Source organism: Ewingella americana ATCC 33852, from assembly GCF_000735345.1.
GTDB classification, from domain to species: Bacteria; Pseudomonadota; Gammaproteobacteria; order Enterobacterales; family Enterobacteriaceae; genus Ewingella; species Ewingella americana.
In genome coordinates this window covers 45,499-59,767 of sequence record NZ_JMPJ01000071.1, presented here as the reverse complement: position 1 = coordinate 59,767, position 14,269 = coordinate 45,499, and the positions used below count along the sequence as shown (strand labels likewise).

At 54.7% G+C, this 14,269-nt stretch carries 12 protein-coding genes; 2 read left to right on the top strand and 10 right to left on the bottom strand.

The annotated features are described in order from the left end of the window. The first annotated feature begins 238 nt into the window (after positions 1-238). Entirely contained in the window at positions 239-2,185 is a 1,947-nt protein-coding gene (locus GEAM_RS19965; protein WP_034795184.1) for a methyl-accepting chemotaxis protein, read from the top strand. A 96-nt stretch (positions 2,186-2,281) separates the two neighbouring features. Next, entirely contained in the window at positions 2,282-2,590 is a 309-nt protein-coding gene (gene bsmA, locus GEAM_RS19960; RefSeq protein ID WP_051899587.1) for a biofilm peroxide resistance protein BsmA, read from the top strand. A gap of 3 nt (positions 2,591-2,593) precedes the next feature. Here the strand turns inward: bsmA and GEAM_RS19955 are convergent, their stop codons facing one another. From GEAM_RS19955 to hfq, 10 genes are all read right to left on the bottom strand, one after another. Beyond that, complete coding sequence (locus GEAM_RS19955; protein WP_034795182.1) at positions 2,594-4,225, bottom strand: isovaleryl-CoA dehydrogenase; 1,632 nt, start codon at positions 4,223-4,225, stop codon at positions 2,594-2,596. 152 nt (positions 4,226-4,377) lie between these two features. Continuing rightward, entirely contained in the window at positions 4,378-5,118 is a 741-nt protein-coding gene (gene rlmB, locus GEAM_RS19950; RefSeq protein WP_034795179.1) for a 23S rRNA (guanosine(2251)-2'-O)-methyltransferase RlmB, read from the bottom strand. A gap of 87 nt (positions 5,119-5,205) precedes the next feature. Continuing rightward, positions 5,206-7,749 (bottom strand): ribonuclease R, encoded by a 2,544-nt coding sequence (gene rnr / locus GEAM_RS19945; protein ID WP_034795177.1) that lies wholly within the window; start codon positions 7,747-7,749, stop codon positions 5,206-5,208. A 41-nt stretch (positions 7,750-7,790) separates the two neighbouring features. Continuing rightward, complete coding sequence (gene nsrR, locus GEAM_RS19940) at positions 7,791-8,216, bottom strand: nitric oxide-sensing transcriptional repressor NsrR (protein ID WP_034795174.1); 426 nt, start codon at positions 8,214-8,216, stop codon at positions 7,791-7,793. Between the two features lie 250 nt (positions 8,217-8,466). After that, the gene (locus GEAM_RS19935) at positions 8,467-9,765 is read right to left on the bottom strand and encodes an adenylosuccinate synthase (RefSeq protein ID WP_034795171.1); all 1,299 of its coding nucleotides are present in this window, start codon (positions 9,763-9,765) and stop codon (positions 8,467-8,469) included. Positions 9,766-9,908: 143 nt separating this feature from the next. Beyond that, entirely contained in the window at positions 9,909-10,109 is a 201-nt protein-coding gene (locus tag GEAM_RS19930; protein WP_034795168.1) for a DUF2065 domain-containing protein, read from the bottom strand. An 84-nt stretch (positions 10,110-10,193) separates the two neighbouring features. Then, positions 10,194-11,189 (bottom strand): protease modulator HflC, encoded by a 996-nt coding sequence (gene hflC, locus GEAM_RS19925; RefSeq protein WP_034795166.1) that lies wholly within the window; start codon positions 11,187-11,189, stop codon positions 10,194-10,196. A 2-nt stretch (positions 11,190-11,191) separates the two neighbouring features. Next, the gene (gene hflK / locus GEAM_RS19920; protein WP_034795164.1) at positions 11,192-12,472 is read right to left on the bottom strand and encodes an FtsH protease activity modulator HflK; all 1,281 of its coding nucleotides are present in this window, start codon (positions 12,470-12,472) and stop codon (positions 11,192-11,194) included. 33 nt (positions 12,473-12,505) lie between these two features. Next, the gene (hflX, locus tag GEAM_RS19915) at positions 12,506-13,810 is read right to left on the bottom strand and encodes a ribosome rescue GTPase HflX (protein WP_034795161.1); all 1,305 of its coding nucleotides are present in this window, start codon (positions 13,808-13,810) and stop codon (positions 12,506-12,508) included. A gap of 98 nt (positions 13,811-13,908) precedes the next feature. Then, the gene (gene hfq, locus GEAM_RS19910) at positions 13,909-14,220 is read right to left on the bottom strand and encodes an RNA chaperone Hfq (RefSeq protein WP_034795158.1); all 312 of its coding nucleotides are present in this window, start codon (positions 14,218-14,220) and stop codon (positions 13,909-13,911) included. Between the last annotated feature and the right edge of the window lie 49 nt (positions 14,221-14,269).

Here is a 14,269-nt window from a genome sequence, read left to right as displayed (position 1 = left end):
TTAAATAATGGCGATAAGGCGAAAATCTTCGCGAAGCCTCTATTTTAGCCAGCTCAGCGAAAGCTACCACTGGCTTTTTGGCATGATTTATAACCAAGAATAAAATATCTGATTAAGTTAAATCTAAATTTCCATGATTTAGATCAAAATTTAGTGAAACAAATCCTTACATTATGGAACTAATCATTTCCCAGCTTTAGCCGTTACTGCGCTATTCAAAAAACAAACGGAAATGAACATGCAAACGGCTAAGCCTTTCTTTTTTCGCAGTTGGAGTATTGGCGCCAAGCTCGCCAGCTGCGCTTCGGCACTGGTAGGGATCCTCTTTATTATTATCACGCTTTCACTGGCGCAATCAGCGGGCAAGCAAATCAACACGTTAGCGATACAGGCGATTAATGAACAAGTCGCTGGCGTGACGGATATGATTGAAATCTATAACAATAGCCTGAACGCGCAGGTCGACAGCTACACTCGCCTTTTCAGCCGCTTCCTTCCCTCCGATTTTGAACTTGATAGCCAAAATACCCTGAAGGTCGGTGACCAAACCACGCCAACCCTGAAGGCGGGTGGGCAAGTGCTCAATCTTAATACTCAGCTGCCGGACGACTTCCTCGAGCGCACTGGCGCGATTTCGACTATTTTCGCCCGGCGCGGCAATGACTTTATCCGCATAACTACCTCGCTGAAAAAGCAGGATGGCACCCGCGCTATCGGCACGCTGCTTGACCCCACCGCCCCGGCCTATCGGCAAATTATGGCGGGCCAGACCTTCAGCGGGCTGGCGACGCTGTTCGGCAAGCAGTACATCACCAAGTACCAGCCAGTGCGCGATGCGCAGGGCGGCGTGATTGGCATTCTGTTTGTCGGCGTGGATATCACCAAACAATTCGCCGATATGCGCAGCAAGATCCTCGCCAAACGCATTGGCACCAAAGGAGCATTTTTCGCGCTCAACAGCGCCGAGGGGGAAAACCAGGGCAACTACCTGATTGATGCGCATCGCGAAGGCCAGCGCCCGTCGTGGCCAGAAGGCATGCTGCAAAAGGTGATTAGCCAGCAGCACGGCGAGCAGGAATATACCGACACCGAAAACCATCGTGCGCAATTTATGGTCTACACCAGCATCCCGGAGTGGCACTGGATTGTGGCGGGCACCACCGACAGAGACAGTCTGGTCGAAAAGGTCGATCAGACGCGCAACCAGTTTATCGTCATCAGCCTGCTGGCCCTCGTCGCCTTCGCCGTGCTGTTTGTCTGGCTGACCAAAAGAATGGTGAGCCAGCCGTTGAATCAGGTGGTGAAAATCGCCGAGCAGTATGCCAGCGGTAACTTGCTGGCGCGGGCCGAGACGCAGCGGATCGATGAGATTGGCGCGTTGATGAATGCCATTGACGGCATTGGCAGCGGGCTGGAGAAAATCGTCGCCGAAGTGCGTCAGGTGTCGGTCGAAGTGAGCGAAAGCACTCAAAGTCTGGCCACCAACGGCGGGCGCATCACCCAGCAGATTGGCACTCAGGCCAGCAGTCTGGAAGAAACCTCGGTCAGCATGGAGCAGATCACCGGCAATGTGCAGCACAACGCCGACAACGCCTCTCAGGCGGCGCGACTGGTGCAGCAGACGGCAGATGCCGCCACGGCGGGTGAAGATGCCGTCAGGCAGTCGGCAGAAAGCATGGCGGCCATTGAGCACTCGTCGAAACGCATTGCGGATATCACCACGGTTATCGAAAGCATCGCCTTCCAGACCAATATTCTGGCGCTGAATGCCGCAGTAGAAGCTGCTCGCGCGGGCGAGCAGGGTCGCGGGTTTGCCGTGGTCGCCGCCGAGGTTCGTGCTCTGGCGCAGCGCAGCTCCAATGCCGTAAAAGAGATTGAAACGCTGGTTAACGACTCATTGCAGAAGGTCGACGACGGCCAGCACAGCGCGCGTAAAACGCAGGCCACCATGAGCGACATCTTGCAGGGCATTCGCCAAGTGAGCGCGCTGATGCATGACATTGACGTGGCTTCTCACGAACAGTCGGCGGGCATTTCCCAAGTCAATGTGGCGATTATGCAGATTGGCAAAGCCACGCAGGAGAACGCCATGCTAGTTGAGCATTCTCACCAGACCACCGAGTCGCTCAGCGAGCAGGGTCAGCACCTGTCGCGGGTGGTCAGCCTGTTCAAGATAAGCTCCTAAAAGTGCGATCTGTGGCGAGGGGCGGCGTTGAGCCTCTCGCCAGATTCCTCGGCGAAGCGCTACACTGAGGCTATCGCCGATATTTTGGACATTCCAATGAAAACGCCCTCCCTGCTTTGCCTACTTTTTGTTGTCGCGCTCAGCGGCTGTAGCAGCCTGACGCAAACCACGCCCGTTCCGCCCCCAGCCCCAACGGCCAAGGCGCAGGAGATCACCCGCGCGCAAACCTCGACGCTGACCAAAATGGGCAGCATTACGGTGGAAGCGATTGGCAGCCCGATGGACGCCGAAGCCGCCGTGCAGCGCAAAGCCGACGCCGCAGGCGCGCGTTACTACGTGATTATGTTTAACAGCGAAACCATCGTGCCGGGCCGCTGGTACTCGCAGGCCATTCTTTACCGTTAAAAGCTACTCCGCCCCAATCGCGCGGTTAAGCAACTGCTGGCACAGGCGCTCTGGCAGCAGGCTTTCGCCGCGCTCGTCTAAGGTCATTTGGCACCAAGCGTCGGCAATCGGCGGCGGAGCAAACTCCAGCATCTGCGCACCGGCAAACAGATTAAATAGCTGAGAAGTCAGCCTGCGCGCCTGCGCTTCCTCCGGCGAACGCAGCCTTTGCAGCAACTGCCGGGCCGCGCGGTCAAACCAGCGATTCTGCCCGCGAACCTGATGTAAAACCTGCTGCACAAGCTCGCCGCTGTCGGGCACTTTCTTCAAGGTTCTCAGCACGTCGAGGCACATGATATTGCCCGAGCCTTCCCAAATGCTGTTGACCGGCATCTCGCGATACAGGCGCGGCAGCTCGTTCTCTTCGCAATACCCCACGCCGCCCAGCGTCTCCATGGCTTCGGCCACAAAAGGCATGCCCTGTCGGCACACTTCAAACTTGGCCGCGGGCGTCAACAGGCGATACAGCACCTGCTCGCTGACACTGTCCGTCGCGCCGCTGGCCGCCGCCAGTCGCAGCAGAATTTGAGTTTGCCCCTCAAGGCGCAGCGCCATGCGGCTCACCACTTGGCGCATAATCGGCTGATCCACCAGCGACTTACCAAACGCCTGACGCTGGAAGAGGTGGTAAAGCGAAACCGACAGCGCCCGGCGCATCATGCCGTGGCTGCCCAAGGCGCAGTCGAAACGCGTCTGGCCGCCCATCTTGAGGATATGCCGCACGCCGTCGCCCTCCTCCCCCAGCAGCCAGCCGGTGGCGTTTTGGAACTCCACCTCGCTGCTGGCGTTGGAGCGATTGCCCAGCTTGTCTTTTAGGCGCTCGATGCGCACGGCGTTGCGCTGCCCGTCCGGCAATACACGAGGCAGGAAGAAGCACGACAGCCCGCCGTCGGCTTGGGCCAGCACCAAGTGAGCGTCACTCTGCGGCACGGAGAAAAACCACTTATGGCCTACCAGCCGATAAGCTTCGCCGGGGCCACGCGAAGCCAGCGGCGTCGCCTTGGTGGTGTTGCTCAGCACGTCCGAGCCGCCCTGCTTTTCGGTCATCCCCATGCCAATCAGCACGCCCTTCTTCTGGTCGCCGGGCAGCAAATGAGGGTCATAGCGGTCGGAAAGCAGCGGCGTGAGCCACTGTTTGAATTCGGCGGGCAGGGTCTTCTTGAGCAGCGGGATGGCGCCAAAGGTCATGGTGATGGGGCAGAGCGTGCCTGCCTCGACCTGCGCGTGCAGCAGGAAACGCGCCGCGCGTGCCACCGAGGAGCCAATCCGCGCTTCGTCTTCCCACGGCAAGTTATGCACCCGGTTGGCAATCAACCCTTGCATCAGCAGGTGCCACGCGGGGTGAAAACGCACCTCGTCCAGCCGCTCGCCGGTCGGGTCATAGCGCAGCAGCTCTGGCGGGTTTACATTCGCCAATCGCCCCAGCTCCAGCGACTCCGCCGACCCCAGCTGTTGCCCAAGGGAAGCCAGCACGTCGGCGTCCCAGCCAGCATGGTGCCGGTTCACCGCTTCACGCAGGGGGGAGTCAGAAAGGAATAAATTGCTGTTATTGAGCGGCTTCGGCTGATTAAAAACTCGATGGGTTTGCCAGTCCATAATGTTCTCCATGACTGTTAAAGGACCACGTCGTGATGAGATCAAGTATGGTAAAAATCGGGGAATTAACAGGCGAGTGGATCACAAAGGCGGGAATGCAAAACGGGAGCCTGTTGGCTCCCGTTTACATATCAAAGGCTTAACCCGAAGGATTAGGCTTTAAGCGCGCGCTGGCGCACGGCTTCGAACAGGCAGACGCCGGTCGCTACTGACACGTTCAGAGAAGAGACAGAACCCGCCATTGGAATGCTGATCAGCTCGTCGCAGTGTTCGCGAGTCAGGCGGCGCATACCTTCGCCTTCTGCACCCATCACCAACGCCATTGGGCCGGTCATTTTGCTCTGGTACAGGTTGTGGTCAGCTTCACCGGCGGTGCCGACGATCCACACATTGTGCTCCTGCAACACGCGCAGGGTGCGCGCCAGATTGGTCACGTTGATTAACGGCACGTTCTCTGCCGCGCCGCTGGCGACTTTCTTCGCCGTGGCGTTCAGCTTGGCAGAACGGTCACGAGGAACGATCACCGCGTGAACCCCCGCCGCGTCTGCGGTACGCAGGCAAGCGCCGAGGTTATGCGGGTCAGTCACGCCGTCCAGCACCAGCAGGAATGGGCTGTCGAGGCTTTCGAGCAGCGCAGGAAGATCATTCTCCTGATACTGACGCCCTTCGCGCACGCGGGCAATAATGCCCTGATGCACAGCACCTTCGGACTTCTCATCCAGCCATTGACGGTTTGCCACCTGAATCACGATGCCGCTGGCTTCCAGCTCATCAATCAGGGGTTTGAGGCGTTTGTCGTCACGGCCTTTCAGGATGAAAACTTCCAGAAAGCGCTGCGGATCGTTGTCGAGTAAGGCTTTAACGGAGTGAATACCGTAGATAATTTCGCTCATGATGCTCTTTAAAATAGAATTGCGGACAGCATGCTGTCCGCAATGAAACATTAAACAAGGTTGCGGGCGATTCTATCACCCGTCCGGCTAGCTGTCAGACTGCTTTTTCTTTGCGCGCTTGGCTTTGGTGGCCGCGGCAATCTTCTGCGTCTTCTCAGAAGGCTTTTTGGCCTTCTTCGGCTTACCGTCTTTGCCCGTCGTACCTTTAACGGCCGCTTTAGCTACTGGCGCCACAGCGGCATCTTTAGCGGCTTTTTTCGAACGGGAAGCTTTTGCTGGCTTGCCATCTTCTTTACGGAAGGCGCTGTCCGGCTCGAAGTTCACCCCTTTCTTGCCAGTACGGCGGCGACCGCCGTTGGCCGGGCCAGTTGGGCGCATGGCGCGTTCACCCGGTTTCTTCGCACGATCGCGGGCAGTTTTACCTTCACCACGTGGTTTGCGAGTGCTGGAAACCAGAGCAAAGTCGATTTTGCGCTCGTCCATGTGAACAGCTTCAACGCGGATTTCAACCGTGTCGCCCAAGCGATAAACCATGCCGGAAGACTCACCAATCAAGCGCTGACCAATGTTGTCGTAACGGTAGTAGTCGTTATCCAGCGTGGAAACGTGAACCAGCCCGTCGATGAACAAGTCGTTGAGACGCACGAAGAAGCCGAAGCCGGTGACGCTGGCGATAATGCCGTTAAACACTTCGCCCACGTGGTCTTGCATGAAGTCACACTTCAGCCAGTCGGCGACGTTACGCGTTGCTTCATCAGCACGGCGCTCGGCCATCGAGCAGTGCTCGCCCAGTTGCAGCATGTCTTCGTAATCACTGTGCCAGCCGCCGGTTGGCGTCCAGCGGTCTTTCAGCGTGCCGTGCTCTTTCGCCAGCAGGTACTTGATCGCACGGTGCAGCGCCAAGTCAGGGTAGCGACGAATTGGCGACGTGAAGTGACCATAAGATTGCAGCGCCAGACCGAAGTGACCGCGGTTTTCCGGGTCATAAATCGCCTGCTTCATAGAACGCAGCAGCATGGTTTGCAGCATTTCACGGTCAGGGCGATCCGCCAGCTCATCCATGATTTGCGCGTAATCTTTCGGCTCAGGCTTCATGCCGCCGCCCATCACCAGACCTAACTCACCCAGCACGCTTTTCAGCGCGGAGATGTGGTCGTCGCTCGGACGGTCGTGAACGCGGAACAGCGCGGGCTCATTGTGCTTCTCAACAAAGCGCGCAGCGGCGATGTTCGCCAGAATCATGCACTCTTCGATCAGTTTGTGCGCATCGTTACGCACGGTCGGCTCGACGCGCTCGATACGGCGCTCGGCGTTGAAGATAAACTTGGCTTCTTCGGTTTCGAAGGCGATACCGCCACGCTCTGCACGCGCCTGATCCAGCACTTTGTACATGGTGTGCAGCTCTTGCAGGTGTTTCACCAGCGGGCTGTACTGCTCGCGCAGCTCTTCGTCGCCGTCGATAATGCGCCAAACTTTGTTGTAAGTCAGGCGAGCGTGGGAGCTCATCACCGCTTCATAGAATTTCGAGCCAGTGAGCTTGCCCTGCGCCGAGATAGTCATCTCGCAGACCATGCACAGACGGTCAACCTGCGGGTTGAGCGAGCACAGGCCGTTGGACAGCACTTCCGGCAGCATTGGCACAACCTGCGACGGGAAGTAGACAGAGGTCGCGCGGCTGCGGGCTTCGTCGTCCAGCGCGGTGCCATGACGCACGTAATAGCTTACGTCGGCGATGGCCACCCAGAGACGCCAACCGCCACCGCGTTTTTTCTCGCAGTAAACGGCGTCATCGAAGTCGCGGGCGTCTTCGCCATCAATGGTAACCAGCGGCAATTTGCGTAAATCGACGCGGCCTTTTTTGGCCTCTTCCGGCACCTGCTCGCTCAAGCCTTCAACTTGCTTGAGTACCTGCGGCGGCCAGACGTGAGGGATTTCATGAGTACGCAGCGCGATATCCACCGCCATGCTGGTGCCCATCTTGTCGCCCAGCACTTCGACAATTTTACCCACGGCTTTGGTGCGGCGAGTCGGGCGCTGGGTCAGCTCGACCACCACCATATAACCCATGCGCGCGCCGTTAATGGCATCGGCTGGGATCAGGATATCGAAGCTTAAACGGCTGTCGTCCGGCACCACAAAGCCTGCACCGGCGTCGGTGAAGTAGCGGCCGACGATTTGGCTGGTTTTTGGTACCACCACGCGCACGATGCGGGCTTCGCGACGGCCTTTACGGTCAGTGCCGATAGGCTGCGCCAGCACCACGTCGCCGTGGATACACATTTTCATCTGTTCGGCAGAGAGGTAAACGTCATCCTTTTTCACACCTTCGAGGCGTAAGAAGCCGTAACCGTCGCGGTGACCAATGACCGTGCCTTTCAGCAGGTCCAGACGCTCTGGCAGCGCGTAGCACTGGCGGCGGGTGAAGACCAGTTGCCCATCACGCTCCATGGCGCGCAGACGGCGGCGCAGTGCCTCCAGCGCTTCTTCGCCGGATAAATTCAGTTCATTGCCGAGTTCTTCACGGCTGGCAGGGGTTTCACGTTTAGCGAGGTGTTCAAGAATAAATTCACGACTAGGAATAGGTGATTCGTATTTCTCTGCTTCTCGTTCCAGGAATGGATCTTGTGACATAGCGGTTCCTCCGTTGTCATCAGCAGTTTGTTGAAGCTCTTTCATTCAACAAGCAATAATTTGTAGAGCGATGAATTGTCTTTGACCATGTCAGCCAAAGTGTATTGATTCAGCTCATCAAGAAAATGTTCTACAGCAGTGTGTAATACCTGCTTAAGTCGGCACGCTGGCGTGATGTGGCAGAAGTCTTGGGCGCAATTCACCAGCGTCAAAGGTTCAAGTTCACGCACAACGTCGCCAATAAGGATAGTTTCGGCTGGCTTACCCAGCTTAATCCCACCGTTCTTACCCCGCACGGCTGTGACCAATCCAGCCCGGCTTAACTGATTGATGATTTTCACCATGTGGTTACGCGATACACCATATACCTCGGTGACCTGTGAAATATTGGTCATCTGATCGTCTGGCAGTGCCGCCATGTAAATCAGTGCCCGCAAACCATAATCAGTAAAACTCGTTAACTGCACACATACCTCTGGGTAGTAGTTTACCCGTTCTTTCTCTTTCGACGATGACAACAGGGTTAAGAAGATTATTTAAATTAGCGTGTTGATGATAAACCAGCGATGAAGTTCGCGGCTAATCATTTAGATAGTGGATGGTTTATGAGAAGTACACAAGCATAGGCGGGCAGAAAAACTTTGCTATATACAACAAAACCGGGCACAAGGCCCGGTTTGGATTTCATTGCGGCGTTAGCAGCAGACAGCCGGGCTGTTATGCGTCAAACGGGTCGCGCAGGATCATGGTCTCGCTACGATCCGGACCAGTCGAAATGATGTCGATTGGCACTTCAGTCAATTCTTCGATGCGTTTGATGTAGTCCAGCGCCGCTTGTGGCAGCTTGTCTACTTGCTTCACGCCGAAGGTGGTTTCGGTCCAGCCTGGCATGGTTTCGTAGATTGGCTCAATGCCTTCCCAGCCTTCTGCTGCCAGCGGGGTGGTGGTCATTTCGCGGCCATCTGGCATACGGTAACCGATGCACAGTTTGACTTCTTTCAGGCCATCCAGCACGTCCAGCTTGGTCAAGCAGAAGCCAGACAGGGAGTTGATCTGCACCGCACGGCGAACAGCAACGATGTCCAACCAGCCACAACGACGGCTACGGCCAGTGGTCGCGCCAAATTCGTTACCTTGCTTACGCAGGTATTCGCCAGTTTCATCGAACAGTTCAGTTGGGAACGGACCTGCACCCACGCGAGTGGAGTAGGCTTTAACGATACCCAGAACGTAATCAACGTAACGTGGACCAATACCAGAACCGGTAGCAACGCCGCCAGCCGTGGTGTTAGAAGAGGTCACGTACGGATAAGTACCGTGGTCGATGTCCAGCAAGGTGCCTTGTGCGCCTTCGAACATGATCAGGTCACCACGCTTACGCGCGCCATCCAGCAGTTCAGACACGTCAACAACCATTCCGGTCAGGATGTCGGCGATAGCCATCACGTCATCCAGCGTTTTCTGGTAATCAACGGCTTCTACTTTGTAGTAGTTCACTAACTGGAAGTTGTGATATTCGATGATTTCTTTCAGCTTGATAGCGAAAGTTTCTTTGTTGAAGAGATCACCCACGCGCAGACCGCGACGAGCAACTTTATCTTCATAAGCAGGGCCGATACCACGACCGGTGGTGCCGATAGCTTTATCGCCACGCGCTTTTTCGCGCGCCATGTCCAGAGCGACATGGTAAGGCAGAATCAGCGGGCAGGCTTCAGACAGTAACAGACGTTCGCGTACAGGGATGCCACGAGCTTCAAGCTGGCCCATTTCTTTCATTAAGGCGTCAGGCGCCAGTACAACACCGTTGCCGATGATGCTGGTGACGTTTTCACGCAAAATGCCAGAAGGAATTAAATGAAGAACGGTTTTTTCACCGTTAATAACCAGAGTATGACCAGCGTTGTGACCGCCCTGATAGCGCACAACATATTTAGCCCGTTCGGTCAGCAGGTCGACGACCTTGCCCTTCCCTTCGTCACCCCATTGAGTGCCGAGTACGACGACGTTCTTACCCATCTCAAGAATCACCAGGTTGCTTAAAAAAGGATTCTAACATCTCAATCCGTGGTTTCCAGCACTTTTAGTATACGATTGCGTGAAATTTTTCCATTACCTGCTACGCGCCAAAAACAAAAGTGACGCGGCTTAGTCACAAATCTTTAGCCACCGGTCTGATTCCGCAACATGTAGTAAATAACGAAGCCAGCAACCACAAGAGCGCCGCCAAAACGACGTAAAACGCTGTCGGGCAACTGAGTCATGGATTGAATCATTTTTCGCCATCCTTTCGGGTAAAGCATAGGTCCTAAACCTTCCAGAACCAGAACTAACCCCAGCGCTAACCAAATGCTCGAATTCATTTTTGCTCTTTTCTCTGTGAATTGACGGGCTCATATAGCACAAAAGGCCCCGTTAAGGGCCTTTTGATTATCAGCAAAACCTGATTACTTGGTTTTATCTGGAGACTTCATGAAGCGGAAGAAATCGTTGTCCGGGCTCATCACCATGACATCGTTACCGCTGCTGAAGCTCTCTTCGTAAGCACGCAGGCTACGAATGAATGCGTAGAAGTCTGGGTCCTGACTGAAGGCATCAGCAAACAGCTTAGCCGCTTCTGCATCACCTTCACCGCGAGTAATACGCGCAGTACGCTCAGCTTCGGCAACGGTACGGGTTCTTTCGTAGTCAGCCGTTGCACGCAGTTTTTCAGCTTCTTCCAGACCTTGGGAGATGTGGCGCAATGCAACCGCGTTACGTTCAGCACGCATACGGTCGTAAATGGCGCTCGACACTTCCTGTGGCAGGTTGATCTGCTTCAGACGCACGTCGATAACTTGAATACCCAACGCAGCCATACTGTTTGGATTCACCGCAGGCTGTTCGCCGCTGGTTTCACGCTCAACGCGTTTAGCCACGGAGGCAATCGCATCATCAGCTTCGGTTGTCGCTTCAACTTCTTCGGCAGAACCGTTATTCAGCGCGTCGCGAACGTCCAGAGTCAGACGACCACGTGAGTCAGTCACGATGTCTTTCACATCTAAACGACCGATTTCAGAACGCAGACGGTCACTCAGTTTACGTTTCAGCAATACTTCTGCCTGAGAGACGTCGCCGCCGCCCGTGGCCAGATAGTAACGGCTGAAATCGCTGATACGCCATTTCAGGTATGAGTCAACGATCAGGTCTTTCTTCTCGCTGGTCACGAAACGGTCAGCCTGGTTATCCATGGTCTGAATACGCGCGTCGAGGGTTTTCACCGACTCAACAAAAGGTACTTTGAAGTGCAGGCCCGGCGCATAAACCAAAGGTTTGTTTTCGTTATCACGAAGAACCTTGCCGAAACGCAGCACGATACCGCGCTCGCCTTCCTGAACCACAAACAGTGAAGCATAAAGCGCCACCAGCACCACAACGACGATAAGTAAAAATGACTTACGCATTGTTATTCTCTCCCTACGCGAAGTGTATCGTCACGCTGTGCATCAGCACGGCGTTGGTCCATGACACTGCCAGACGAACGGGAACCGCTGTTATTGGCACTGCTGTTCACACTGTTCAGTGAACTTGAAGATCTTGGAGGCAGAAGCCCGCCCTGATCAGTTCCTTTTGATGCAGCCGCGTTGCCGCCGCGCATAATTTGGTCCAGAGGCAACATCATCAGATTGTTGCTCTTATCGTTAACCAACACCTTACGGGTATGGCTAAGGACGTTCTGCATGGTTTCGATATACAGACGCTCGCGGGTAATTTCCGGCGCGGCTTTATATTCAGGCAGCAGCTTGGCGAAACGCGCCACTTCACCCTGAGCTTCCAGAACAGTACGGTCTTTATAGGCTTTAGCATCTTCCAGCTTACGCTGTGCTTCACCATTTGCCTGAGGCTGGATCTGGTTCGCGTAGGCTTCAGCTTCACGAATAGACTGCTGCTCTTTCTCACGGGCCGCGATGGCGTTATCGAAAGCGGCTTTCACTTCTTCCGGTGGACGCGCGGTCTGGAAGTTGACGTCCTGTACCGTGATACCCATTTTGTATGGACGAATTGTTTCTTCCAATACGCGCTGGGTGTCGCTACGCACCGTGGTACGGCCTTCAGTCAGGATTTTATCCATCGTGTATTTACCGATAACACCACGCAGCGCACTGTCAGTTGCCTGACTCAGGCTGTCGTCAGCATTTGCTACGCTGAACAGGTAAGCTTCTGGGTCGGTAACGCGATACTGAACGTTCATCTCGACGCGCACGACGTTTTCGTCGGAGGTCAGCATGACGCCAGAGGCCGCCAATTCACGCACAGATTCGACGTTAACAGCACGAACCTGATCGATGAAGGTCGGTTTCCAGTTCAGACCAGGCTGAACCAGATGGCTAAACTTACCGAAACGCGTCACAACGCCGCGCTCCGCTTCTTTAATCGTGTAGAAACCGCTGGCGGCCCAGATAACAACCACGGCCACCACAGCGATACCGATAATACGGCCGCTTAGGCTGTTTTGCGGAGTAGAACCATTGCCGGTTCCATTACCATTGCCCGAACCTTTTCCACCGAAACCACCCAGCTTTTTGCTGAGTTTACGGAAGATATCATCGAGGTCAGGCGGGCCCTGTTCGCGGCCACCTTTGTTGTTATTACCACCAGAATTATTTCCACCAGAGTTGCCGCTATTGTTGCTGCTGCCCCAGGGGTCGCGGTCCTGTCCGTTATTACCGGGCTGATTCCACGCCATGTTATAGCTCCATTATTCTATGATTGGTGTTCTTCAGGCCAAATCAGACAGGTTCTGGTTGCGGACATAACCACTCAGTGCCTGTTCTTGTTTGCAGAGGCGGTTCCAGTCAACAATGGGCATTCGCACCATAAGACCAATACTTCCATCCTCTTCAATCCATTCTTTTTCAATAGCCTGAAGCTGGTAAAAACGGCTACGAAGGCGGCCTGCCTCCGGTGGTAAACGCAATTCGTGCTGCGCTATTTCACCAGAAAGACGCTCCGTCAATGCCTGAAATAACAACGGGATACCTTCACCGGTCACGGCTGAAAGCCAGACCCTGATCGGCAAATTCTCATCGTTGCGGTCGATACGCGGGACAAAGTCATCCAACATATCTATTTTATTCATCACTAACAGCACAGGGATGTCATCTGCTTCAATCTCTGCTAGCACCGTATTCACCGCGTCGATATTTTCCTCAACGCGAATATCCGCTGCGTCTATCACATGCATTAGCAGAGTTGCCTGTCGGGTTTCCTGCAATGTCGCTTTAAAAGCGGCGACTAAATCATGGGGCAGGTGACGAATAAACCCTACGGTATCCGCCAGCACTGTCTCACCGACATCTGCGACCGAAATGCGTCGAACTGTCGGGTCTAGCGTGGCGAACAACTGATCGGCCACAAACACGTCGGCCTCAGTAATACGGTTGAACAGCGTTGATTTGCCGGCGTTGGTATAACCGACGAGCGAAACAGTAGGGATATCGGCACGAATACGCGCCCGACGGCCTTGTTCACGCTGTTTGGCGACTTTCTCAAGTCGGCTGAGGATAAGCGTTATCCTGTCGCGCAATAAACGACGGTCGGTTTCGAGCTGGGTTTCACCCGGCCCACGAGCACCAATACCGCCGCCTTGACGCTCAAGGTGTGTCCAGCCGCGAACCAGTCGGGTAGCAATGTGGCGTAATTGCGCCAATTCTACTTGTAATTTACCTTCATGGGTTCGAGCACGCTGGGCAAAAATGTCTAAAATTAATCCGGTACGATCGACCACGCGACATTCGCACAGTGCCTCCAGGTTTCTCTCCTGGCCAGGTGTAAGTGCATGATCAAATAGGATAACAGACGCGCCAGTTGCTTTAACTGCGTCTGCAATTTCTTGGGCCTTTCCTTCACCGACAAAGTATTTAGGGTGTGGAGCCTTACGGCTACCTGTGACGACTTGCAACGCCTCAACACCTGCAGAAGAAACCAACGATTCGAATTCGCTCAGGTCTTCCGTGTCTTTGTCTCGCGAGAAATAGATATGAACCAGTACGGCCTGCTCACCGGCTTCATAACGGTCAAACAAGCTTGTGACCTCTCATTTGGGGAAAAACCGCCAGCCGGGGGCACATAAGCGTAATCGGAAGACTTATGAGCCCCTTCGTGGTCAACCAGCTTTGCGCCTTATTCAGCGTCATCGCTGTCCTGCTGCGGCTGTTGCGGCGCAGAAGAAGTACTACCTTGGTGATAATTACTGCCGCCACCACTGCTTGGGTTATTACTATGGTGAGAAACCGGGCGGGAAGGCACCACGGTGGAGATAGCGTGTTTGTACACCATCTGGCTTACCGTGTTCTTTAACAGAATGACAAACTGATCAAAAGACTCAATCTGGCCTTGCAGCTTAATACCATTCACCAAATAAATAGAAACCGGAACACGTTCACGACGCAATGCGTTCAGGAACGGATCTTGCAAAGATTGCCCCTTAGCCATTCTATCTTTTCCTTATTAGTTTGTTGTTCGTAACTTTGAGCCTATCGGC